This is a genomic window from Bacillus swezeyi, assembly GCF_001969815.1.
In the GTDB taxonomy this organism is placed as follows: Bacteria; Bacillota; Bacilli; order Bacillales; family Bacillaceae; genus Bacillus; species Bacillus swezeyi.
Map to the genome: position 1 here is coordinate 1 of NZ_MRBK01000039.1, position 22,671 is coordinate 22,671.

22 protein-coding genes and 3 pseudogenes are annotated in these 22,671 nt (G+C 42.6%); 17 read left to right on the plus strand and 8 right to left on the minus strand.

The window, feature by feature from the left end:
• The first annotated feature begins 387 nt into the window (after positions 1 to 387).
• Positions 388 to 890, plus strand: a pseudogene (locus BTA30_RS20700) (dihydrofolate reductase family protein).
• A 72-nt stretch (positions 891 to 962) separates the two neighbouring features.
• On the opposite strand, the gene BTA30_RS20705 reads toward BTA30_RS20700, so the two are convergent.
• Both BTA30_RS20705 and BTA30_RS20710 read right to left on the minus strand, forming a co-directional pair.
• Entirely contained in the window at positions 963 to 1,802 is an 840-nt protein-coding gene (locus BTA30_RS20705) for a superoxide dismutase (RefSeq protein ID WP_076763683.1), read from the minus strand.
• Entirely contained in the window at positions 1,799 to 3,685 is a 1,887-nt protein-coding gene (locus tag BTA30_RS20710) for a terpene cyclase/mutase family protein (RefSeq protein WP_076763685.1), read from the minus strand. Before BTA30_RS20710 ends, BTA30_RS20705 begins: the two co-directional genes overlap by 4 nt.
• Before the next feature lie 217 nt (positions 3,686 to 3,902).
• Between BTA30_RS20710 and BTA30_RS20715 the strand changes: the two genes are divergently transcribed.
• From BTA30_RS20715 to BTA30_RS20730, 4 genes are all read left to right on the plus strand, one after another.
• Positions 3,903 to 5,285 (plus strand): PepSY-associated TM helix domain-containing protein, encoded by a 1,383-nt coding sequence (locus BTA30_RS20715; RefSeq protein ID WP_076763687.1) that lies wholly within the window; start codon positions 3,903 to 3,905, stop codon positions 5,283 to 5,285.
• Between the two features lie 14 nt (positions 5,286 to 5,299).
• A complete protein-coding gene (locus BTA30_RS20720) occupies positions 5,300 to 5,773 on the plus strand; it encodes a FixH family protein (RefSeq protein ID WP_076763689.1) in 474 nt (157 codons plus the stop codon).
• Between the two features lie 125 nt (positions 5,774 to 5,898).
• On the plus strand, positions 5,899 to 6,309 hold the full coding sequence (locus BTA30_RS20725) for a cytidine deaminase (RefSeq protein WP_076763691.1): 411 nt from the start codon (positions 5,899 to 5,901) through the stop codon (positions 6,307 to 6,309).
• A gap of 17 nt (positions 6,310 to 6,326) precedes the next feature.
• Complete coding sequence (locus BTA30_RS20730) at positions 6,327 to 6,860, plus strand: GNAT family N-acetyltransferase (protein WP_076763721.1); 534 nt, start codon at positions 6,327 to 6,329, stop codon at positions 6,858 to 6,860.
• A gap of 349 nt (positions 6,861 to 7,209) precedes the next feature.
• Here BTA30_RS20730 and BTA30_RS20735 read toward each other — a convergent pair whose 3' ends face one another.
• Positions 7,210 to 8,697: an aldehyde dehydrogenase family protein gene (locus BTA30_RS20735; RefSeq protein WP_076763724.1), complete on the minus strand. Its 1,488-nt coding sequence runs from the start codon at positions 8,695 to 8,697 to the stop codon at positions 7,210 to 7,212.
• Between the two features lie 273 nt (positions 8,698 to 8,970).
• On the opposite strand from BTA30_RS20735, the gene BTA30_RS20740 reads away from it, so the two are divergent.
• From BTA30_RS20740 to BTA30_RS20780, 9 genes and pseudogenes are all read left to right on the plus strand, one after another.
• The gene (locus BTA30_RS20740; RefSeq protein ID WP_076763694.1) at positions 8,971 to 9,183 is read left to right on the plus strand and encodes a DUF6501 family protein; all 213 of its coding nucleotides are present in this window, start codon (positions 8,971 to 8,973) and stop codon (positions 9,181 to 9,183) included.
• Positions 9,184 to 9,228: 45 nt separating this feature from the next.
• A complete protein-coding gene (locus tag BTA30_RS22615; protein ID WP_158027673.1) occupies positions 9,229 to 9,378 on the plus strand; it encodes a YozQ family protein in 150 nt (49 codons plus the stop codon).
• Positions 9,379 to 9,674: 296 nt separating this feature from the next.
• Complete coding sequence (locus tag BTA30_RS20750; RefSeq protein WP_076763696.1) at positions 9,675 to 10,019, plus strand: PH domain-containing protein; 345 nt, start codon at positions 9,675 to 9,677, stop codon at positions 10,017 to 10,019.
• Between the two features lie 111 nt (positions 10,020 to 10,130).
• Positions 10,131 to 10,619 (plus strand): TraR/DksA C4-type zinc finger protein, encoded by a 489-nt coding sequence (locus BTA30_RS20755; protein WP_076763698.1) that lies wholly within the window; start codon positions 10,131 to 10,133, stop codon positions 10,617 to 10,619.
• A 502-nt stretch (positions 10,620 to 11,121) separates the two neighbouring features.
• Entirely contained in the window at positions 11,122 to 12,225 is a 1,104-nt protein-coding gene (locus tag BTA30_RS20760) for a methyltransferase (RefSeq protein ID WP_076763700.1), read from the plus strand.
• Between the two features lie 67 nt (positions 12,226 to 12,292).
• A pseudogene (locus BTA30_RS20765) lies at positions 12,293 to 13,018 on the plus strand (ABC transporter ATP-binding protein).
• A 17-nt stretch (positions 13,019 to 13,035) separates the two neighbouring features.
• Positions 13,036 to 13,473: pseudogene (locus BTA30_RS24350) on the plus strand (ABC transporter permease); the annotation flags it as partial.
• 106 nt (positions 13,474 to 13,579) lie between these two features.
• Entirely contained in the window at positions 13,580 to 14,218 is a 639-nt protein-coding gene (locus BTA30_RS24355; RefSeq protein ID WP_478209653.1) for an ABC transporter permease, read from the plus strand.
• 888 nt (positions 14,219 to 15,106) lie between these two features.
• Positions 15,107 to 15,733 carry an FMN-dependent NADH-azoreductase gene (locus tag BTA30_RS20780; protein WP_076763707.1) on the plus strand — a complete coding sequence of 209 codons (627 nt, stop codon included), beginning with the start codon at positions 15,107 to 15,109 and terminating at the stop codon, positions 15,731 to 15,733.
• Between the two features lie 42 nt (positions 15,734 to 15,775).
• Here BTA30_RS20780 and BTA30_RS20785 read toward each other — a convergent pair whose 3' ends face one another.
• Complete coding sequence (locus tag BTA30_RS20785; protein WP_076763709.1) at positions 15,776 to 16,294, minus strand: DinB family protein; 519 nt, start codon at positions 16,292 to 16,294, stop codon at positions 15,776 to 15,778.
• A 114-nt stretch (positions 16,295 to 16,408) separates the two neighbouring features.
• Here BTA30_RS20785 and BTA30_RS23230 point away from each other — a divergent pair, with 114 nt between their 5' ends.
• A complete protein-coding gene (locus tag BTA30_RS23230) occupies positions 16,409 to 16,579 on the plus strand; it encodes a hypothetical protein (protein ID WP_158027675.1) in 171 nt (56 codons plus the stop codon).
• An 87-nt stretch (positions 16,580 to 16,666) separates the two neighbouring features.
• Here BTA30_RS23230 and BTA30_RS20790 read toward each other — a convergent pair whose 3' ends face one another.
• The 3 genes from BTA30_RS20790 to BTA30_RS20800 form a co-directional block, all read right to left on the minus strand.
• Positions 16,667 to 17,122 carry a YndM family protein gene (locus BTA30_RS20790; RefSeq protein WP_076763711.1) on the minus strand — a complete coding sequence of 152 codons (456 nt, stop codon included), beginning with the start codon at positions 17,120 to 17,122 and terminating at the stop codon, positions 16,667 to 16,669.
• A 24-nt stretch (positions 17,123 to 17,146) separates the two neighbouring features.
• Entirely contained in the window at positions 17,147 to 17,272 is a 126-nt protein-coding gene (locus BTA30_RS20795) for a biofilm-forming protein (protein ID WP_076763713.1), read from the minus strand.
• A gap of 80 nt (positions 17,273 to 17,352) precedes the next feature.
• Positions 17,353 to 17,967, minus strand: a complete 615-nt coding sequence (locus tag BTA30_RS20800; protein WP_076763715.1) for a TetR/AcrR family transcriptional regulator — start codon at positions 17,965 to 17,967, stop codon at positions 17,353 to 17,355.
• Between the two features lie 180 nt (positions 17,968 to 18,147).
• Here BTA30_RS20800 and BTA30_RS20805 point away from each other — a divergent pair, with 180 nt between their 5' ends.
• Both BTA30_RS20805 and BTA30_RS20810 read left to right on the plus strand, forming a co-directional pair.
• Entirely contained in the window at positions 18,148 to 19,350 is a 1,203-nt protein-coding gene (locus tag BTA30_RS20805) for a YhgE/Pip domain-containing protein (RefSeq protein WP_076763717.1), read from the plus strand.
• Positions 19,347 to 22,013 (plus strand): phosphoenolpyruvate synthase, encoded by a 2,667-nt coding sequence (locus tag BTA30_RS20810; RefSeq protein ID WP_076763719.1) that lies wholly within the window; start codon positions 19,347 to 19,349, stop codon positions 22,011 to 22,013. Before BTA30_RS20805 ends, BTA30_RS20810 begins: the two co-directional genes overlap by 4 nt.
• A gap of 320 nt (positions 22,014 to 22,333) precedes the next feature.
• On the opposite strand, the gene BTA30_RS20815 is transcribed toward BTA30_RS20810, so the two are convergent.
• Positions 22,334 to 22,519 (minus strand): type Z 30S ribosomal protein S14, encoded by a 186-nt coding sequence (locus BTA30_RS20815; RefSeq protein ID WP_026587450.1) that lies wholly within the window; start codon positions 22,517 to 22,519, stop codon positions 22,334 to 22,336.
• Between the last annotated feature and the right edge of the window lie 152 nt (positions 22,520 to 22,671).

The following is a 22,671-nucleotide window of genomic DNA, read 5'->3' on the forward strand; positions in this document are numbered from 1 at the left end:
AATGTGAGCGAACAAGTTCTTCTCACAGCCGCTTGCCAGAATATGAAGAAGATTGCCACACACCTAGCGAAGCTAGGCTAGGGGTGTGGGAGGCCTTTTTCTGTTTCTTTCATAAAGATGAAAAACATATCAAAACCATTTAAAACAAAAAAGCTTGTAGAAAAACATAGGTTTCTCTACAAGCTGAGCTCCCTAAACAAAAGGTTTAGGGGTTTTTTCATTATGATAGTTGATAAAAAGGAACAAATGTTCTATAATCGTATTGAAAGCGCTGATGCAGTGTCTGCCAGTTCTCTTTGCCATCAGCTAATACCTTTAACATCTATTGGCACATTAAGCAGGAACGTCTTAAAGCAATGAAAATTTTATATTGTGGAGGATGGAGATATGAGTCATCAGAGAAAACTGACATTTTACGGAGCGATAAGTGTAGATGGCTACATTGCGCGTGAGAATCATTCATTGGATTGGTTAATTGGGACTGAAGGCGAAGAAGACACGGGTTATTCAGACTTCTATGAATCGGTGGATACTATACTAATGGGCAGAAAGACTTACGATCAAATCTTGATTCTCTCGCCGCAAGAATTTCCGTATCAGGATAAGCAGTGTTATGTTTTTTCGCGTACATTGACAGGATCTACTGAATATGTAAATTTCATCAACGGGGATATTGCCGATTTCAGTAAATCCTTGAAAGGAAAAGAGGGGAAGTGCTCCATCCGCTTCTTCAGGAAAAGCTTGTTGATGAGTTTGTGATTCAAATTGCACCATCGATTATCGGGCGGGGAATCCCATTATTTATATCAGGGGATTTGGAGAATAAATTAAAGCTGGTTGATGTTCGACGTTATCAACAATTTGCTGAATTGCACTATCAATTAAGATAAGCCCTCCGCCCATTGAAACAGAACAGGACTTCAACATGTTGAAGTCCGCTTATTCAACCATACTCTTTTTGCTTAGAAAGGCTCCCATTGAACGCGCTTTGCTGCAGCAAAGCGTCTTTCCGGCTCTCTCCAGTCAACGACATTCCACCAATTATCAACATATTTGGCTTTTTCATTTTTATATTGAAGATAGTAAGCATGTTCCCATACGTCGAGCGGAAGAAGAGGGATCACGTCCCACTGGCTCATGAGCTGATGCTTTTCGGCGATCAGGATTTCCAAACGGTGTGAACGAGGGGCCCAGACAAGAATGGCCCAGCCGACGCCTTCCACATTTTTTGCTGCTTCAGAAAACTGTTCTTTAAATGCAGAATAGCTGCCGAAAGAGCGGTTGATCATCTCCAGCAGTTCACCTGTCGGTCTTCTTTTGCCTTTGGGGTGCATCGTATACCAAAAAATCGTGTGCAAATAGTGTCCGGCTCCGTGGAATGCAAGCTCTCTTTCCCAATGATTCACAAGCTGAAACTGTTTTGTCTGCCGCGCCTTTTGCAGCTCCCGCTCAGCTTTATTCAGACCGTCGACATAGCTTTGGTGATGTTTTGTATGGTGCAGAAACATAATTTCTTTTGAAATATAAGGTTCAAGGGCCGAGTATGAGTAGGGCAGCTTTGGCAGGCGATGGCCCCCGATCGGCACCATCCTGTACTGCTGATGGTCTGGAGATGCACGGCGTCCAATTTCTTGATACACGGCTTCCGCTTGTTCATACCACTCCTGTTCACTGGCATCAGGATCATCTAATGAACGAAAGAGTTCTTCTAAACGGCTTTCTAAAGAAGCGTCGTGTTTTACCTGATTTTTTATGTCCTTGGCCCAGGATGCTAATTCTTCTTTATATACTTCTCGATTCAATGTTTCTCCCTCATTTCCATTTTTTTAATAAAGGCGCTTGAAGCAAGCAATGAAAACACAAAAGGATAACTGTGATAGCGAATATAAAATTGTTTTGGAAGTCCGATGCCTGTCGGATAATCAAAGTGTTTAGACTGATGGCGGTCATCGATGAGAAAACGGAACCCTTTTTGAATCAGCTGTTCGTCAGGAGCTTCATATTGCAGCAAAGCCTCAAGAGCCCATGCTGTTTGAACTGCGGTTCCATAAGCAAGAGGTGCAAAGGTTTTCAACTCACAGCTTTTACATGATTCCCCCCAGCTTCCATCATCAAGCTGAATGGATTGAAGCCATGCAATTGCTTTTTTTACAGCTGGGTGTTCTCTGCGGACGCCGACCGCTTTCATTCCGGTCAGCGCCGCCCATGTTCCGTATATATAGCAGACGCCCCAGCGGCCGTACCATGCCCCGTTCTCTTCCTGGCTGCGGAAAAGCCATCCGAGGGCGCGTTTGACAGCCGGATGATCTTCTGTAAACCCCGCTTTGATTCCGAGCAGATGAAGAACGCGGCCGGTCAGATCTGCTGTTGACGGATCAACCGCTGCTTCAGCCGCTGATTCGATCGGCAGGTATCGAATGAAAGGGTGGTTGACGTTTTTTTCAAAGGCTGCAAATCCTCCATCTCTGTTTTGCATCGATAAAAGCCAGGAGAGCCCGCGCTTCCAGTCGGCAGGACGGTTTTGGGACGGAATCGCTTTTAATGCAGCGGCCGTATCGTCTAAATCGGGATTGTTTGTATTCATATGTGAAAAACCCCAGCCGCCAGGCCTTGCATGAGGATTGAAGACGGCCCAGTCCGCCTTTTTCATATGCTGTCGTTTTTGTAAGTAGTCAGATGCGGCTGAGATGGCCGAGCTTTTTTGCGAAAGCCCTGCTTCTTGCATCGCATAGCTCAACAATGCCGTATCCCAGACGGTTGACGTTGAATTTTCTAAATAAAGGCCGTCACCGCCGCATGGAGTAATCAGGTGTTTAATGCCTGTGATTGCTTTTCTGATGACAGGTGCGTTTTTTGAAATTCCCATTGCCAGCAGGCTGTAAATCATGAATATTGTCGCACTTGCATAGCTGTACAGTGTTCCGTCCTCTTCAATCCGGTCCAGCATATAGTTCCTGCCCGCCTCGAACCCGAGCTGATGAAGATAAGCCGGCCATCTTAAGAGTTCTTTCCATTGCAGATTGAAAGAATAAAAGTTTCTTTCATTTAAGGAATCGATGCTGAGCCACTCTAAAGGGTTTTTCGACATGTTTTCATCCAAGTGGTGAAGTGAACCGACCTGTTTGTTTTTTAAGGCGAATTTTCGATTTAACGTGATGGCCATCGGGACAAAATGAATTCTTGCATAAGCACTGAAATGGTAAAAATGCAGCGGGAAATGGGGAGGGATCATTAAAAATGAGAGCGGAATATACAGCCTCGGCCAAGGATAAAGTCCATTTGCGGCAAGCATCCATTTTGTCATAAAGTGGACATGTTTTAATCCGCCTTCGGATCTGATGAAAGCTGCTGCTTTCTGCATATGCGGGTCGTTTCGGCTGTATAGCCCTGAAGCAAGCATCCCGGTGTAGCCCTGTACAGTCGCGGTTAAATTGCCCTTCGCTTCATCAGGATAATTCCGAAACGTTCCATCTTCGTTTTGCTTTGACCGGATTCGTTTGGCAAGACTTGTGATAAGCGAGGAGTCATGATCTCCGAGAGAAGTCAGCAAAAGAATGAAAAAGCTGTTTGTCATCACCGGTCCTTCAAAACAAAATCGCCAAGATCCGCCCGGCTTCTGTCTGTTTTGAAGCTCTGCCACCATCTTTTGCCTGAAAGCTTTGACATCCTCCAGCAAAGAATGCATTCCTTTTCATCTCCTTCGTATAATGTATTCGGCGGAAATATGTATCATGCATACGGGACAATGCTGCAATGGGGATTTTAAGAAACTGGAGAGTGGTGAGGGAAGGTGTGATAATTCATCATAATTTCACAATTTACAACAATGTGATATTGCTTCCTGCTTTAAAAACCCGCTATCCTTATATGTAATGAGATGCTTATAAGGAGGAACGGTCTGGATGAATGAAGCTAACAGCAAACCGCCATCATCAGCCGATGCGGGTAAGCGTTTTAATCCAACAATCTACCAAACTTTATGGAGATGGCATTTTTACGCCGGTTTAATCATTGCACCTTTTTTGGTCTTGCTGGCCGTCACAGGGGGAATCTATCTATTTAAACCTCAGATCGAAGAACTGATTTATCATGATTACTATCATGTGAAACCTCAGAAGGAGAAGCTGTCTCCTGAGCAGCAAACGGCCGTGGCCGCAACCCGCTATCCTGATGGAAAAGTTGTCAGATACAGACCGGGAGAACATGCTTCCCGTTCTTCCGAAGTCGGAATTGCAGCCGGTGATTCGACTTATACCGTATATGTGAACCCCTACTCTGGAAAAGTGATGGGGAAGCTCGACGATAATCAAAAGTTCATGAATCAGCTTGAAGCGCTTCACGGAGAGTTAATGGCGGGTGTGATCGGCGACAGAATTGTTGAATTAGCGGCATGCTGGTCCATAATTCTTATCATCACGGGGATCTATTTATGGTGGCCGAGAAAAAGAGGAAAGCTGCGCGGAATTTTGCTGCCGCGCCTTTCAAAGGGAAAGAAAATATTATGGAGGGACCTTCATGCTGTTCCTGCTTTCTGGCTGTCAGCCGGGATGTTTTTTCTCATTATCACGGGACTGCCGTGGTCGGGCTTGTGGGGAAATACTGTCCAGCACCTCGCCACAAATTCAGGAATCGGGTATCCCCCTTCGATTTGGATAGGGGAAAAGCCTGTTTCAGATGTAACGGCAAAAGAAGTGGCCGATGTTCCTTGGGCAGCTGAACATATGGCGGTTCCCGAATCCCGGCGGCAAAAAGATATGAAAATATCAATTGATGATGCTGTCGGAATTGCAGAGGAAAGAAATGTGCACCCGGGCTACAATGTCTTTTTTCCACAGGATGCAAAGGGTGTTTATTCACTGTCGGTATTTTCTCCGCGCGCTCAGGATGAAGCTACTGTGCATATTGACCAGTATACAGGCGGTGTATTGGCCGATTATCGTTTCCAGGATTACGGGGCTTTAGGGAAAATTATCGCGATGGGGATCACTTTGCATAAAGGAAGCCAATTCGGCTTCATCAATCAGCTAATCGGTTTGGCAATTTGTATCGGCATCGTCGGAGTCTCAGTGAGCGGCTTCATATTGTGGCGTAAACGAAAACCAAAAAGCGGACTGGGAGCGCCGCCAGCTCCCAAAAACAAAAAATCAATGAAGTACCTGGCCGGGAGCATGCTCTTTTTTGGCCTGTTCTTTCCGCTGGTCGGCCTTTCGCTGATCGTGGTCTGGCTGTTGGAACACTTCGTCATCAGGCGGGTATCCGCCTTGAAGTCCTTTTTCAGCGCGTAACGGGAGGTGAAGAAATGAATAAGAGTTTTGCGGGGGTTCTGAGCCTGGTTCTGGTGTTTTTATTGTCTGCCTGCTCGGCTACACAAAGCAAATCCTATCAAGAAGAAGTTCCGCCGAGAGTGATCAGCACTGAATTTCTGCTGCCTAAGGAGATTGATCCCCATCATAAAACAACCTTGAAGATTAAACTGGCGCAAGGAAGCAAGGCTTTGAAAAGCGCGGATCAAGCCGTATTTGCCATATCAAAAGCAGCCAGCGGCGAACAGATTGGCGAAATCGCGGCCAAACACGAAGGAAAGGGCGTCTACAGCGCCGAAACAATATTTCATGAAAATGGCGTTTATGATATTCAAGTCCATGCAAAAGCAGGCGATATGCGTGTGATGCCGATTAAACGGGTGATTGTGGGAGATGTATCTCATCAAGAACTCGAATCCCTTGATGGACACAAAAAAGATGATGAAAGCGGCCGCGAGCATCATCATTAAATCAGGCGCACTGAGTAATGTCCGGGGGCTGTTTTCTATGAAAATCGTCATTTACCTTTATCCCAAAAATGGGGTATCGTAAAAAGGAAGATTCAAATTAAGCTTTTGCCAAGGGATGTGTCAGAATGAAGATTGAAAAGAAGCTTTATTACGCTGCTGTCGAATTGATAAAAAAGAGGTATCCATCCGGATGGGGCGGAGCGGCCGCGATGTATACGGAAGATGAAAGAATTCTGACGAGCGTTGCACCGGAAGTCATCAACGCTTCAACAGAATTATGCATTGAAACAGGCGCTATCTTAGAGGCGCACAAGCTGGGTACGAGGATCACGCATTCCATTTGCGTCGTAAGAGATGATGAACATTCAGAATATAAAGTGCTAACGCCATGCGGGGTATGTCAGGAAAGACTTTTTTACTGGGGGCCTGAGGTGAAAGCGGCTGTTACTGTCCCAGCCGGCGGCCTTGTCTTTAAAGCATTGAAAGACATTCAGCCGTTTCATTGGTCTGCTGCATATCAGGAAACTGAATCGTGATGAAAGGAAGGGGGCATATGCAAAAAGGTCGCACCGTTTACTTAAGACCCGTCAGGAAAGAAGATATGGAGAGCTTTTACAAGGCTGTCCACGATGAAGATATCAGGTATATGACCGGAACAAAACGTGTCTTTACGATGGACGAATTATATGAACATTACGAGCGGATCACCAGTGATGATACACGGTTTGATTTCGCGATTTGTTTGCTGGACCGGGATGAGCTGATCGGCGATTTGTCGATTTTGGAAATTGACCGGGTCAACCGGAAAGCAGGATTCAGAATTGCGCTGCACAGCACAGACCATTTCAACAAGGGATACGGCACTGAAGCCGTACAACTGGTCCAGCGGTTTGTTTTTAAGGAGCTACAATTAAACCGGCTCCAGCTCGAAGTGTTTTCGCATAATATCCGCGCCGTGAAAGTATACGAAAAAGCCGGCTTTAAAAAGGAAGGAACGCTGAGACAGGCTCTTCATATGAACGATCGATATTCAGATGAAATCATCATGGGGATGCTGAAACACGAATATGAAGAGCCCGAAACATAAGTGATTGGTTTAGGAGGATGCAGAAAACACGGATGCTAAAGAACTGTAAATTTGGGAACAGTGTTTTCCTGCGGATGAGGAATGAAGAAGAGGTTCTTTTAAGTAGTGCGATGATAGTTAACGGACAAGCGGTAAAAAAATATCGTCGATCATTTCTGTGATGGCGTTATCAGATAACATCCCATGGGTTATAAGCAATTCATATCGGAGCAAATCAGCTGACCCTTTCAATGTTGGAGAACTTGTCTTGATAACGACGAGAAAGCGAGAAGAAAACGAAACAAGCTGACGCCGCTTGAATATCGTCGTCAGCCTGCAGTCTGGAGCTTTCTCAAATCACTGTATTAAATTACTGGCCGACATGAATCCACACGCTTTTCACTTCTGTATAATTATCCAAAGCGTATGAGCCCATCTCGCGGCCGAGGCCTGACTGTTTATAACCGCCGAATGGAGATGCAGCGTCAAAGGCGTTGTAGCAGTTGACCCAAACGGTGCCTGCTTGAAGCCGGTCAGCGATATAATGGGCGTTTTTCAGGTTTTCCGTCCAAACACCTGCGGCAAGCCCATATTCCGTCCGGTTGGCGCGCTCAATGACTTCGTCAACCGTTTCATAAGGGATCGCTGCCAAGACAGGGCCAAAAATCTCTTCTTGTGCAATCGTCATGTCATCTTCGACATTTGTAAACACGGTCGGAGAGACAAAGTATCCCTCTTCATAAGGACATGTTCCGCCGACGGCGACTTTTGCTCCTTCCTGGCGCCCTTTCTCAATATAGGAAAGCACCCGTTCATGCTGGTCTTTGCTGACGAGCGGTCCCATTTGTGTCCCTTCATGAAGCCCTGCACCTTGGCGAAGGGATTTGGAGTAAGAGACCATTTCATCTACCACTTTGTCATAATGGTCTTTATGGATGAAGACGCGCGAACCGGCAGAGCATACCTGCCCCTGATTAAACATGACGCCGGTTAATGCTCCCGGAATCGCTTTCTTTAGGTCGGCATCAGGCAGTATGATGTTCGGCGATTTTCCGCCGAGTTCAAGGGTGACCCGTTTCACGGTTTTTGACGCTTTCTCCATAATTTTTTTGCCGATTTCAGTAGATCCTGTAAATGCCAGTTTGTCTACAAGGTCATGATCAGTAAGAGCTTCTCCCGCCGTTTCACCGAAGCCCGGGATGATGTTAATCACGCCTTTCGGAAAACCTGCCTCATCGATCAGCTCTGCCAAATACAGTGCGGAAAGAGGAGTCTGTTCAGCTGGCTTTAAGACGATCGTACATCCTGCCGCCAGGGCAGCGCCCATTTTCCACATCGCCATTAAGAGCGGAAAGTTCCAAGGGATGATTTGACCGACAACTCCAACAGGCTCATGCCGGGTATAATTAAAATAAGGTCCGTTGACAGGAATTGTTTGTCCGGTTATTTTCGTCGCCCAGCCTGCGTAATAACGCATATGTTCTATCGACAACGGAATGTCCCCGGCAGTCGTTTCACTGATCGGTTTTCCGTTATCAAGCGTTTCAAGCTGAGCCAGCTCATGTTTATGTTCCTCCATCAGATCGGCGAGTTTGTACATGACCCTGCTTCTTTCGGCCGGATTCATGGTCCGCCATGCCCCGTGATCAAAGGCTTCTCTTGCAGCTTTTACAGCTTTGTCGACATCTTCGGGACCTGCTTCATACAAGGTCGCAAGTGTTGCTCCCGTAGCCGGGTTCGGGGTGTCAAACGTTTTGTTCGAAGCACTTGCCACAAATTCCCCGTTAATGTAAAGCTTTTTCGTTCCCTGCAAAAATGACTCCAGCTTCTTACTGACCTGCATTGTTAAAGAATTCATGTTTTTAAACAAACCTCCTTCAAAATTTTGGTCTGTCTTCTTGTGAGTTTTTCTTGCTGGTGGTTTATCTTGTGGTTTGTTCATTGCGCTGACAGAAGAGGGATATATTTCTGATTTTGGAACCATACACCATCATTCTATAACAGGGGATGTAATGAAATCAATATTCATTTGCATTTCGGCCGGGCGGCAAACTGACAACTGACATTGCATTTCAGCCAAAAAACGCTACAATGGAAACTATACATCGTTTTTTGAAAAGGGGACATCAACATGATTCATGAAAAATGGCAGAGCAATCAAACCATAAAAAAAGTAAAATGCGTTCATACCGATGCGAAAAAATACATCGTCAACAGGGCACTGACCGTCGGAAAAACATATGAAGTCAAAAATGAGACGGAAGAGTTTTTGTTCATCATCGATAATACAAATAAAGTGGGCGGCTATTACAAAGAATACTTTGAAGAAACAAATGCTAAATGATTCTCCCAAAGATCATCAATAATAAAGATGATCACGAAGGAGATGGTGAATGCAGGTGAAAAAAACCGCGGCTCTCATGAAGGACATCTTCAAGGCCAAGAAAGCCGGATGACCGAATCGGAAGGAATCGCTGTGGCAGAAGAGCAGGCGTCTGACACGTATATGGAAGGCACGATAGAAGACGAAGACCGGTAAAAAGGCCCGCAGGAGGAGAAATCTTTCTGCGGGTGTTTTTTATCATTTTATATGAAAACGATTTCTTAAAAACGTGAAGTTTATCGAAAATATCCGAAAAAACAGATAAAAAGATGAAACTTATCTTGTCCAGCGAGCGTATAAATGAATAGAAAAAACAAACATAGAGAGTTAAAGAAATGTAATCTGCTCGTAATTGTTTATCAAACAGGGTTGTCGTATTCTTATTAGTAGCTGACAGCATACTTTGCCTTGTGCATAAACATAAATCGGACACATAGAAAGAGGGGTTTTGATTGGGCGTTTTTTCAGCTAGCAAGACTGCAGACGGGAAAAAATTTGAACCGCTGCTGATTGAAGGAGAAAAAATTGAATCTGTATGCAGGTTAAGAATTGATCAAATTTGTTTTACCAATAAGCGGGTTATTTTTTTCGACAATAAATTGTTTACAAAAAAGAAAGTCCGCGTCTTTCTTCCTTACAAATCTATTGAAGGCTTTGCGATCAGGGAAGTCAGCATGTTCAATCCCGACAGCTCTCTTTCACTGATGACAAGCAGCAAAATCTTTGACCTCGAATTTACCAAGGATACCGATATGCTTGAAATCCAAGCGCTTTTATCAAAATACTTATGTGCATAAACCGTAAAGGCTGTTCACCGCTTGCCCGCGTCTGAACGGCCTTTTTATTTTGGAAGGCGGGTTTTTCTCCCGGGAAATCGGGAAAGGAAGAAGAAAGGAGGAGGATCAGCCATGCCATTAACACAAAAACAAAAAGACCATCTCTACCATAAATTAATCGACTTAAAACAAAGCCTTTCCCCTGCAGAAGGAACAGACCAGTCGATGACGGAAGAAACGGGCGAGCTTTCAAACGGAGTTGACAATCATCAGGCTGACCATGCCGGCGTTTATTTTGAACGAATGAGAGAGCAGACCTTCCGGCAGACGGACAGAAATTTATTAAAAGAAGTGGAAGACGCCCTCAAGCGGATGGAAGACGGCACATACGGAATATGTGAAGCAACAGGTCAAGAAATACCGTATGAGCGCCTCGAAGCCGTTCCATATGCAAGAAAAACCGCGGAGACTCAAGCTGAAACAGAAAAAAGAAATCAAGAGGCGGAAGGATATGACGAGCAAATTACACGGAAAATGAAGGATTTGACAAACAGAGAAACGATGGATCAAAAGCGTTCATATGCTTACGAACGTCTTGATGAGGAGCAGGATTCAAAATAAGCACCCGCAAAAACAGGGTGCTTTTTTCTATGGCTCTGTTTGTTAAAAGAGATGTCCTACAACTGTCGACGGGGAGTCAAGTACTCGGCACAAAAAAACATTTTGCTCTAAATTTTTTTAAAATCTTCAATTCCTTGCTGGTGATTATCATCAGTCAGTTCTGATAAGTTTTTCAGCCCCAGCGAATATTCATCAATAGTCACTGAGTTACATATCTGCTTTCTATGTGTTTGACGGGCTTTCAGATCTGCGCCAGCTTAATTTTCACCTTCTGCTGCAAAGTTCTCAGACGACCGTGAAGGCAGAGTGTTTTGGCATCAGTGTCCGGATCACTACAGTAGCTTCTACAGTTTTCCTCGGGCGAGTGACCTTAGAAAACCTTGCTACCTTCCGTCAGCGGCTTCTTCAGTTTCACCTAACTAGTGTCACGCTTTAAACATTGAGGCTCAAAAAAGAATAGAAGAAACGTTATAGTTTTTAAGTCCTTTAAGGAGATGATTTTATGAAACAGAATTTAGATATTGTAGAAAAGTTTAATCTTTGGAATGAACATTGTGAATACTGGATAGACCATTCATCTTCGTTATCTCAAAAGGATATGCAAATCTTTAATAGAGAACGTGAAAAAGCAGATGCTGTGTTGAACGGTTTTATAAGCACTTATCTGCTGCTTTCTGCTGTCGAAATGAACCTGTTTGATATCCTATATGAAACTCCTTTGGATTTACCGGAGTTAAGTGAAAGACTCACTGCTCCAAAAACAAATGTATATCGTTTGGTATATATGCTAGAAAAAATGGATCTCGTTACAATTAAAGAAAAAGTAGAAGTAACGGAATTTACGAAAAAGTTTTTTATTCCTTCCTCAAATATTTTTGAACCTTATCTATGGCCAAGGATCGGATTTACACGACTTTTTTTAAAAAAGTATGGCCCTACGTTTTCAGAGATGGTAAAGACAAATATCCAATTTGATGAGGTTCATTGGCCACCAAAAAATGAGACAGAATCAAGAAATTTTGAACCAATTATGACAGCAGAAGTACCTTACTTGGCTTCCTTTTTATCGCAGCATTTGCTTTCTAATTCACGGATTGAGACAAACATGCTAGATGTTGGTGGGGGAGACGGAACTATGGCTTCTATTTTAGTTAAGAAACAACCTGATTTATACATTGATATTTTAAACCTCCCTAGCGCCTGTACCATTATTGAAGATACTTTAAACAAATGGAATACAACGTCTAAAATAAATGTCTTTCCAGCAAATTTTCTTCGGGATAGTTTTCCCCAAGGATATGATAAAATTTTATTTTCAAGGGTTCTAGTTGATTGGGAAGATGAAATTGTATGTATGTTGTTAAAAAAAGCGTTTAATGCGTTAAAACCCAAAGGAGAAATTTACCTTCTCGAACGTATAAACAAACCGGATGGGATCAGTCGTGCTTGGTTAACGTTTATGGCTATGGGGGTTGAAGCACACGTTTTTGCCAGATCTTTTGACGAGTGGAAAGAATTGTTGGAAACGGAGGGTTTTTCAAATGTTTCAAAAATTACGGATGGATCATTCGAAGGTTATGGTATTATTAAAGCAATAAAATGTTAATTAAATGAAAAGCATTCAATAAAAAAATTGAATGCTTTTCTCAATATTAAAGCAGAGGTGTTTCTATATGTTGCGCGTAGAACAAGTTACAGGGGGATATAAACGTACCAAGAAGGCAAACCACAATATCTCTTTTCAAATTGATAAAGGGGAAATAGTTGGTTTAGTAGGGTTGAATGGTGCAGGGAAAAGTACGATCATTAAACATATTTTAGGCATCTTAAAACCAGATGAAGGCCGTATAACACTCGATGGTGTGTCAATAAGAGAAAACCCCTCCTATTTTAGACCGCGAATTTCCTATATACCTGAAGTTCCCCAATTATATCAAGAATTAACTCTTTGGGAACATTTAGAATTCACCGCTTCAGCTTATAGAATGTCAAGAGAAAAATTCGAATTAAGAGCGGCCGAGCTATTAAAAAAAGTTTAGGATGGAAAAAAAATAAATGACTATCCGCAAACTTTTTCGAAGGGAATGCAACAAAAGGTTATGATACTTTGCGCCTTCTTGGTTGAACCTATTTTCTTTATTATAGATGAACCATTTGTTGGATTAGATCCTTTAGCAATTGATACATTAATTGAGTTAATGGTTGAGATGAAACAGAGAGGGATGGGTATCCTTGTTTCTACTCATATTTTAACCATGGCTGAAAAATACTGTGACCGTTTTATTTTTATGCACGAGGGAAAAGTGAGGGTTCAAGGAACCCTTCAGGAAATTCAGGAACAGATGAAAATGAATGATGTTTCATTAGAGGAAGTGTTTATTGGGGTTGTTAAAAATTGAGTTCACTATGGGGTAAATTGTTTATAAGACGATTGAAGAATCAATGGGAAAAGGAAAGAATTTATCTTTTTCGAGTATTCAGCAATAGCGGCATATTCATAATAATCGGATTTTTGATGTATTTATATGTAAAATTATTAAAATGGTTTGATCTCATCATAACAAGCAGGTTTGAATTTATTATATGTTTTTCTGTTATAATGGGGTGTTTTTTAACAAGGAATCCACTTACAACTTTTTTGCGTGAAACAGACATTTATTTTATGTTGCCGGCTGAATCAGAGTTAACTCCTTATTTTAAATATGCTTTTTATTATAGTCTGTTTATCCAAGCTCTAAAAATTATTGTTTTAATGCTTATTCTGTATCCATTATTTCAAAGCAAGACAGGCAATCACATTCTGTTTTTTACAACATGTATAATCTTGCTCTTTTTAAAATACTTAAATATGAATGTCGTTTTTTATATAGAAAAAAAAGGGATCTTTTTTTCTTGCTCAGTTTACTATAAATATTCTATTGCTGAATCTTTTCTTTTATCACATTCTGTTATTTTTGCTGATGGTTGGAATCATAAGCTATCTTTTGATAACCAGGCAAACATATATATTGCCAAGCGATATGTGGTTTATCCAAATCAACAAAGAACAAAAGCGACAGTCTGTATATTATACTTATTTGAACTTGTTTATTGATATACCAAGTGTGCAACATCGTGTTAGAGAAAGAAAGTTTTTGTTCTTTTTGATTAAAAGGTCTTCGTTTATTTTCCGAAAACCTTTTTTATATTTACTGATTCGCTCTTCCTTAAGATATGGGGAGTTTTTTGGCATCTATATTCGCTTCTCACTGGTCATTTTGATTGCTATAGTATTCTCTACATACCCTGTTTTAACAGTTTGTATAATGCTGTTGGGATTATTTCTAACAACATTGCAAGTTCTTCATCATTTCAAGCCAAACAGATATCCGTTAATTTTCCGTACATACCCAATAACAAACAGAGATGTCAAACTTGGACTTGAATATATTGTTTTCGCTTTACTTGTACTTCAAATTTTTTCTCTGTTATTTTTGGTTATGTGCAGTAATATAGGAATCCAAAACATATTGTTATTACAGGCATTATCGCTTACTTTCGCCTACATTTTAAGTTTCTGGTATGTTCCAAAAAAGGTGAAAGATATATTTAACGATTAAAACTCTACTCCATATAACCTTATCAACCATATAAAGATCTTGACACGTCCAGCAGTCAGTTGATCTTGATAAAAGTTTAAAATGAGCTTCTTTCGTTCAGACAGCTTGTGACTAAATATGGACCTGCCAAAGAATTAAAATTGCAATCTTAAAAAGAGAGGTCTGTTCATCACTTATAAGGTCATTAAGGCAAATAGAATGGTCCATCGCAGCTGAAACAAGCTGCCTTAATGTCACTGCGATTTGGAAGCTGGCATAAAGCTTTAGATGCGGCAGGATTAATAGTCTATGAAGCCCCAAAAAAAAGATTAAGAGCGACGACAAAAACCCTACTGATTTCTTCATCAGTAGGGTTTTTTGTCTTTGAAAAAGCAATTCCCAATAATGTTCGATTTATTAGACGGAATCTTATATTGAAAGTGTGTAGAAAGGATTAACTGAATAGAAAGGGGGAAAAACAATGTTTAATCTCAAATATAAATCCAAACATGGATCAGAACTTGAGATCAGCTTATGTCTTAGAATAGGCCTGGCTGCATTTATTCAATCCATTATGAAGTTTTTTTCTTGAGTGTTTACTCATTCATAAAGCTTGATACGTTCTTAATGAGCGATAGGTTTCATTGAGTAGAAATAAACAACTTTCTACTATCATATTACTTATTAAGCCATAACCAGTTCTGTGCTTGAACTTAAATAATGTTGTATTATCCGAACGAATGTTCTTGCTGATATTAGCAATCGTTTGTTTTTTATCAAATATGAACAGGGCCTTTTTGAGAGAAACATATTTTGGCATCAAAATAAATTAGTTGACTTTCTATTTAAAAGAAAGTAACATACTATTTGTAAGTAAATAATAAAACGTTAGCACAGGAGGAAAACAAAATGTCTAAAGTATTATTTGTTAAAGCAAATGACCGTACAGCTGAAGAAGCCGTATCTGTCAAACTATATGATGCATTTCTTAACAGCTATAAAGAAAATCATCCAAATGATGAAATCGCAGAGCTGGATCTTTACAATGAAAACCCGCCGTACATGGGCAGAAACGCCATTAACGGCACATTTAAAGCAGGAAAAGGCATGGAATTAACCGAGGATGAGAAAGCAGCTGCATCTGTTGCTGACCGTTACTTAGACGAGTTTGTCAAAGCCGATAAAGTTGTTTTTGCATTCCCTTTGTGGAACTTTGCGGTTCCAGCGGTGCTTCACACTTATATCGACTACTTGTCACGCGCAGGAGTTACGTTTACATACACTCCTGAAGGACCTAAAGGGCTAATGGGAGATAAGAAGGTTGCTCTTTTAAATGCAAGAGGAGGCTTCTATTCTGAAGGACCGATGGCATCAATGGAAATGTCGCTGAACTACATGAAAACCGTTATGGGCTTCTTCGGCGTTCAAGACTTGCATACCGTTGTCATCGAAGGACACAACGCTGTTCCGGACGAAGCGCAAAAAATCATTGAAAACGGCTTAGCAGAAGCTAAAAAGCTAGCAGCTGAATTTTAAGAGGAAACCCCCTGTTCTAAATCGATAGAACAGGGGGTTTTTTTATAAAGTCGTCTCATTCAGGTTTAATAAATAAAAGACATAATCGGTCGGAACGCTGGCATGCCCCAATTGTCTAAGCATTGCTGAAATGTTGCCCCTATGATATGTGCCGTGGTTGATCACATGGTTCATCAACTCGCTGTAGCTTGTCTTCATCCGGCCGAAGGAAGGGTGTTCTACCGTAATATCCGCATCGAGATCTTCAAGGCTTTCAAAAAATGTTTGATACTGAATCGCAGTATCTTCAAAAAAAGCGGTGATTCCTTCGATGCCTTTTCCTCTCAATTCTTGATTCAGCTGGATCGCTAAATTTTTTGATTGCTCGAAGCTGCCTCCGGAAAGAACCTTTAGCCACATCGCGTCAGCGACACACATATGAATGACGACTTCAGAAATAGAAGAAAAAACGCTCTTGATCTCTTGTGTGAACAGCTCTTCAGGCAGGTTTTTAAGATGTTCAAACACCTTTTGGTTTGCCCATTTATGGTATTCAAAATGTTTTAGTGTATCGTGCCTCATGTTTTATCCTCCTCCTTTTTTACAATAGATTCGTCCAAACACCTTCGTTTTCCTTTAACAGGAAGAATTTATTTGCATTTATTGAGAACCTGTTATGTCAGGAGGAGAGGAGACATGAAATATAATCCGCTGCAGCGCTGGCAATGGCAGGGAGGGAGAAGCGTGCTGCTTGAAACGTCCGTTCCCCAGCATATTGCCCGTGCGCTGTCAGAAAAGGGGCATCAGGTCGAATGGGCGCTTGATTCCGGATCATTTGGAAGGGGGCAGGTGATTCATCCGCCATGAAAACGGCGTCCTGGCAGGCGGAACTGAAGCGAGGACATTGCCGCGTGGTAAAGCAAAGAACCTGCCTTTCGCGGCAGGTTCTTTGCTTTATTCTTTGTCGCGTTTTTTTGAAGGGGTAACCGGATAAAGTTCTTCTGATGCTTCGTTTTGATATTGTAACGCACCCGTGTTTTCCCGTTTTTCGTTTGCCGTATCGCCCAAAACATTGGCTGCCATATAGCGGTGGAAGAAAAATTCGAACACCGTGACGCCTGCTGCTGAAATGATCGAAGCCAGAGCTAACGAAGCATAGGGAGGATTATTCTGCATGGCAAGAATCGCCCAAATCAATACAAGGGAAAGGCCGAAATCACCCATTGTCGCGGTCGTGTTGTTCGTTCTCGGAAGCAGCAATAGGTCACCGATCAGGTAGGAAATGACTCCCAAGAATAAAGTAAGGACAAACATATCGCCAAATGGAACGCCAAAAAACAGAGTTAGAATGACATATAAAAGAACAAGGCTGACAATGAACTTGAAACACAATGCTCTAACATGCTTCATAAAGTTTAATCCACCTTTTTAGCTTTATTTTAGATTCCTGTCGTTTTTCTCCTGTTTGCTGTTTTTTTGTTTCTGCTGGAATGCGCTTTCTGTTTCATGGTCATTTTTAAGCTGTTCGATACTGCTGTTTTGGATGCCTTTCTTCTGCATGATCTCACCACCTTTTTCACTATATTTTGGATTGTTTTTGATTTCTTATACGAAATAACTGCAAAAAGAAAAAGGGGGCATCAAATCCCCCTTTCATTTTTTCTTAATCCAGCCGCATATGCAGGGCCCATTCCAGTCATTTTTGATAAAATAAGCGCCATTTCATGAGGCGTTTCTTTCATGCCGCTGGCCAGCCACCGCTGAAGAACGCTTACATGGGCTCCTACAATATAGGAGATCAGGTACTCTTCAGGCACCAGTGTATCCGCCCTGATTGTCTTTTTGATGCGCTTTAAGTTTTCGGATAAAACGGATTTGAACTTAATCGGAAATGAACCCGTTCCTTTTGGACCTAAAATTGCCTTCATAAAAACTGCATTTTCTTTAAAGTATTCAAAAATATTCACTACAAATGGAAGCGGTTTATCGATGATAGAGCCATTCAATATTTTCACGGATTGAAGCGATTGTTTTGAGATGTTCCTTATGTCCTTGATGATTTCGCTTTCGCTTTGTTCTAATAAATCGTATTTATCTTGATAGTGCAAATAAAATGTGCCCCGGTTGATATCCGCCTTCTGAGAAATATCTGTGACGGTGATCTCCTCGAACGTTTTTTCTTCCATAAGCCCAGATAAAGCGTCTCTGATCATCCTTTTTGTACGGTTAATTCTTCTGTCCGTCTGTTTTGCCATTTTTATCAGCCTTCCATTCAGTTATTTCCCTAAAAAATAAACAATGTTCATCTTGATGTTGAGTAATTAACATTTCCTCATTTCTTGTTCATTGAGTTTTGCTTTTATTCCATTATAATAAACACAACGAACATTAATCAACACGATGTTCATTTATATTCAGCGAAGGAGATTTGTCTTATGAAATTACGAAAAGAAAAACTTGTCATACTGGCACCGCTTATCGTATTGCTGGTGACTATGGTTTTTTCACTTACATTGATTCCATCCGTTCACCCAACGCCGAAAAATCTGCCGATTGCCATCGTCAATGAAGATCAGGGGGTGGAATTGCCAGGACAGGGAAAAATAAATGTGGGAGCCGACATTGTTCTTCAAATAAAGAATTCCCAACAAGCTGAAGAGTCAGCGGTCAAGTGGATAGAAGTCAAAAATGAGAAAAACGTGCGTGAAGAGCTCAACGAGCGAAAGTATTATGCTGCACTGATCATTCCAAAAAATTTCAGCCGAAAACAATCATCATTTCTAACAGCACATCCGGCTGGAGCTGAGGTGAAGGTCTTGATCAACCAAGGTGCAAACACAATGGCAGCGAATACAGCAGGACAAATGTTGAATCAAGTCGTTGAAAACATCAATCAACGTGTCAGGGAAGATACGTTGGCAGCACTTGAAAAGCAAGGTGCGGCACTCAATGTGCAGCAGGCAGGTGCATTGGCGTCCCCCATCAGCAAAAAGACAGAAAATGTGAATGAAACCGGAGCCTACAGTGCAAATGGAAATGCACCGGTCTCATTGGTTCAGCCGCTTTGGATGGCGAGCATAGCAGGTGCTCTGCTTATGTTCGCAGCTGTAAGAAAAATACAAGTCTCAAACCGGACCGAAGCGCTTTTGTCTCGACTGCTGCAAGTACTGATCGGTGCCGTGCTTGCGTTCACTGCCGGCTATGGCCTTGTGTGGATCGCCAGTGAATGGGTAGGTATGAACATTCCGCAATTTCATGATACGGCATTATTTATCACGGTCTGTTATTTCGGTTTCTATTTAATGGTTGCTGCCGTAACAGCTTGGGTGGGATTTTCCGGAGCCGGAATGTTCGGTCTTCTTTTCTTCTTTGGAACCCCGCTATTAACAATGGCCCCTGAATTGATGCCGGCTTTATATCGCGACTGGCTCTACTCTTGGCTGCCGATGCGGTTTGCCTCAGAAGGGCTCAGGGATATGCTGTTCTTTGATAAAGGTTTGAGCATGAATCAGCCTGTTACAGTTTTGCTGTCGATCGCGTCTGTGAGTTTTTTGGTCCTGCTGGCTTCCGTTTTGAAACGCCGGAATCTCTCTAAGAAAGCAGGAGAAAGGATTTCATATGAGGGGGGAGCAAGATGAAAAAATATGTCTTGAACTTTCATGAAATTGACAAAGACCAATTGTCTGAAGCCGGTGGAAAAGGGGCAAATCTCGGGGAAATGACAAAAGCGGGCTTGCCCGTTCCCCATGGCTTTTGCGTGTCAACATTTGCTTACCGTATGTTTATCAAAAACAGCAGGGAGATGGACCGCCTCTTCAATCAGCTTGATTCTCTTAAATATGATGATTTAGAACAGATTCGATTAATAGGGAAACGCATTCGGGAACATCTTGCTTTCATGTCGATGCCTGAGGAAATTCAAGCGACGATTTTAAAGGCTCTTAATCAAACAGGCAAAGATAAAGCTTATGCCGTCCGCTCCAGTGCGACGGCTGAGGACTTGCCGACGGCTTCATTTGCCGGACAGCAGGATACCTATTTGAATGTCTGCGGACCGGAGCAGCTTCTCAAAGCCGTCCAAAATTGCTGGGCATCATTATTTACTGACAGGGCGATTTCCTACCGGATGAAAAACGGTTTTGACCATCGCACCGTTTTTCTTGGGGTTGTTGTTCAAGAAATGGTATTTCCCGACGTTTCCGGTATTATGTTCACGGCCGATCCGATCACAGGGCACCGCAAAACCATTTCCATCGACGCCAGCTTCGGATTGGGAGAAGCCCTGGTATCCGGATTGGTCACGGCTGATCTGTATCAGGTTCAGGCAGGGGACATCATCCATAAACAAATTTCAAAGAAAGAAGCGGCGATATATTCTTTACCCGAAGGCGGCACCGTCACGAAAGAACTCCCTCACGAAAAACAAGAATTACAGGCTCTGCCGGATGAACAAATTTGCGAGCTGGCGAAGCTGGGCCAAAAAATCGAGGCCCATTACGGGCAAGAGCAAGACATTGAATGGGCTTTTGCCGACGGCCGGCTATATATTCTTCAAAGCCGGCCGATTACATCTTTATATCCGGTGCCATCTATCTCTGATGATAAGCTGCATGTATTGATTAATCTAGGCTATATCCAAATGATGACCGATTCGATGAAGCCTTTGGGCATATCCGTTTTAAGCCGCATCCCCGACTTTTTAAAGAAAGACCCGACAGACCCGTCCATTACACGTGAGGCAGGGGGAAGGGCCTTTATTGATATTACCGGCGCTCTTGCAATCAAACCCATTCAAAAAAGGGTGCTGAAGGTATTACACGATATGGATCAATTGATGGCAACCGCTGTGTCTGAAGCAGTGAAACGTGAAGAATTCATACATCAAACCATGCGGAAACTGAAGGTGTTAGGCATAGCCAAAACATTGGCGCCGATTTTCATTCCGGCGGCTTTAAAAGTTGCCGCGAACCTGTATATTAAAGATCCGGGAAAAGCCGAAAAACAAGCCGGGTCCTTCATTGAACGAACCGTCAGGGAAACAGCCGAAAAACTCAAGGAGACTTCCGGTGCAGAGACGATTCGCCTGATTCAGCAAGACATGGGAAATATGCTTCCTCATGTGGTTTTTAAAGTTGCAGTGTATTTTTTAACCGGAGTGGTTTCATCTGGATATCTCGAAAAAAAGCTAAAAAACAAGGTTGGTGATGAACAAAGTACGGTTTTGCTAAGCAAATTGTATAAATCTTTGCCTCACAATGTGACAACCGAAATGGGTCTGGCGCTGGGCGATCTCTCTGATCATGCAAGGCGGCATCCTGAGGTGATCCGCTATTTGCAGCAGGCAGACAGCACGGGTTTTGCCGAAGGGCTGACGGAGATTCCAGGAGGTGCAGCGTTCAAACAAAAGCTGGACCATTTTCTGGGACGATACGGGATGCGGTGCGTCGGAGAAATCGATATCACAAAGCCGAGATGGTCTGAAGACCCCGCCCAGCTCGCACCTTTGATCCTCAGCAACATTCAAACAGCCGGCGCGGGATACCACAGAAAAAAATACAAACAAGGTGAAAGGGAGGCGGAGCAGGCGGAAAGAGAGATCGTTTCTCAATTTTCTTTCCCGCAAAAAAGATACATTTCACGGCTCGTCCGCGTCTACCGCAGCCTAATGGGAATGCGCGAGCATCATAAGTTCACATTGGTACAGCTTATGTTTCTCTATAAAAAAGCCATTTTAAAAGAAGCCCGGAGCCTTGTTCAAAAAGGAATCCTAGAAGATGAGGCAGATGTATTTTATTTTACCTTGGAGGAACTCATCGCATTATTAGAAAGCCGTGAAATCGGATGTATTCAAGACATTTTAGAAACAAGAAAACGGCAGCATGAGCTAAATCAAAAACTAAAATCCCCTCGTGTGATGACGAGTAAAGGGGAGGTTATCACAGGGAAACTTCACAATGCGAAAAGTCCTGAAGGGGCGCTCTTAGGTACACCGGTTTCTGCAGGAGTTATCGAAGGAAAAGCAAGAGTCATCACCAGACTGGAGGATGCAAAGCTGAATCCGGGTGACATTTTAGTGGCGCCTTATACAGATCCCGGATGGACGCCGCTCTTTACGTCAGCGGTCGGGCTGATTACGGAAGTGGGCGGAATGATGACCCACGGTTCGGTTGTCGCCAGGGAGTATGGCATTCCGGCAGTTGTCGGAATTGAAAAAGCTACTGAAATCATCAAGGAAGGCGCTTATATAAGAGTGGATGGAACGAATGGTTTTGTCCAAATTCTAGAAGTCGATGGAACCTGAGTATAAAGGACTTTTTTGGCGTTGGCCGCCAATACGATGGTGCAATCCCCGGTTCCCAGCCATTTCCCCACAGGTTGTCTGCAATCCATGGGAAGCTTTCCTAGAGCTCTGTGGTCAGCTATCTTAGAAAAACCTTGATTCCAGCGGCCAAGCTGCGGCGGCCGTGATCCCAGTCCTGATATCTTTGCTGCGAAGAAATGGACTCGTCCATTTGTTTCTCGCCGCGAATGCCGTTTTGGGGCTGTTTGCCGGTCTGCAGTACAAAGTTCGGCTAACTAAAAAAAGCCAGCCTCAAAAATCAGGCTGACTTAAATCTTGTATTACCAGCTTGCTTTTTTCACGCCGGGAATCTGGCCTTTATAGGCAAGTTCGCGGAAGCAAATCCGGCAAAGCTTAAACTTGCGAATTACAGAATGCGGTCTGCCGCAGCGTTCACAGCGTGTGTATTCGCGCACTTTAAACTTTTGATCTCGTTTTTGTTTGACGATCATTGCGGTTTTAGCCATTGTTTTTCCTCCTTTTATGGTTTTAATTTATATCAATAAAGGTATTTGATTTCTTTAAACAATTTATTATAACAGACTTGTTTGTTTTTGTAAATATATTGAAGAAACTGTGCGGCTGCATAAAATATTTGGCAGACGGACTTTTCTTTGTT

What these genes read in the sequence shown, in the direction of transcription:
- BTA30_RS20715 (WP_076763687.1), top strand. Translation starts at nt 3,903, where the DNA reads ATGAATGAAGCTAACAGCAAACCGCCATCATCAGCCGATGCGGGTAAG.
- BTA30_RS24355 (WP_478209653.1), top strand. Translation starts at nt 13,580, where the DNA reads ATGGTTGGAATCATAAGCTATCTTTTGATAACCAGGCAAACATATATA.
- BTA30_RS20740 (WP_076763694.1), top strand. Translation starts at nt 8,971, where the DNA reads ATGATTCATGAAAAATGGCAGAGCAATCAAACCATAAAAAAAGTAAAA.
- BTA30_RS20790 (WP_076763711.1), bottom strand. Translation starts at nt 17,122, where the DNA reads ATGAAGCATGTTAGAGCATTGTGTTTCAAGTTCATTGTCAGCCTTGTT.
- BTA30_RS20755 (WP_076763698.1), top strand. Translation starts at nt 10,131, where the DNA reads ATGCCATTAACACAAAAACAAAAAGACCATCTCTACCATAAATTAATC.
- BTA30_RS20805 (WP_076763717.1), top strand. Translation starts at nt 18,148, where the DNA reads ATGAAATTACGAAAAGAAAAACTTGTCATACTGGCACCGCTTATCGTA.
- BTA30_RS20725 (WP_076763691.1), top strand. Translation starts at nt 5,899, where the DNA reads ATGAAGATTGAAAAGAAGCTTTATTACGCTGCTGTCGAATTGATAAAA.
- BTA30_RS20810 (WP_076763719.1), top strand. Translation starts at nt 19,347, where the DNA reads ATGAAAAAATATGTCTTGAACTTTCATGAAATTGACAAAGACCAATTG.
- BTA30_RS20795 (WP_076763713.1), bottom strand. Translation starts at nt 17,272, where the DNA reads ATGCAGAAGAAAGGCATCCAAAACAGCAGTATCGAACAGCTTAAAAAT.
- BTA30_RS20720 (WP_076763689.1), top strand. Translation starts at nt 5,300, where the DNA reads ATGAATAAGAGTTTTGCGGGGGTTCTGAGCCTGGTTCTGGTGTTTTTA.
- BTA30_RS20710 (WP_076763685.1), bottom strand. Translation starts at nt 3,685, where the DNA reads ATGCATTCTTTGCTGGAGGATGTCAAAGCTTTCAGGCAAAAGATGGTG.
- BTA30_RS20735 (WP_076763724.1), bottom strand. Translation starts at nt 8,697, where the DNA reads ATGAATTCTTTAACAATGCAGGTCAGTAAGAAGCTGGAGTCATTTTTG.
- BTA30_RS20780 (WP_076763707.1), top strand. Translation starts at nt 15,107, where the DNA reads ATGTCTAAAGTATTATTTGTTAAAGCAAATGACCGTACAGCTGAAGAA.
- BTA30_RS23230 (WP_158027675.1), top strand. Translation starts at nt 16,409, where the DNA reads ATGAAATATAATCCGCTGCAGCGCTGGCAATGGCAGGGAGGGAGAAGC.
- BTA30_RS20730 (WP_076763721.1), top strand. Translation starts at nt 6,327, where the DNA reads ATGCAAAAAGGTCGCACCGTTTACTTAAGACCCGTCAGGAAAGAAGAT.
- BTA30_RS20760 (WP_076763700.1), top strand. Translation starts at nt 11,122, where the DNA reads ATGAAACAGAATTTAGATATTGTAGAAAAGTTTAATCTTTGGAATGAA.
- BTA30_RS20800 (WP_076763715.1), bottom strand. Translation starts at nt 17,967, where the DNA reads ATGGCAAAACAGACGGACAGAAGAATTAACCGTACAAAAAGGATGATC.
- BTA30_RS20815 (WP_026587450.1), bottom strand. Translation starts at nt 22,519, where the DNA reads ATGGCTAAAACCGCAATGATCGTCAAACAAAAACGAGATCAAAAGTTT.
- BTA30_RS20785 (WP_076763709.1), bottom strand. Translation starts at nt 16,294, where the DNA reads ATGAGGCACGATACACTAAAACATTTTGAATACCATAAATGGGCAAAC.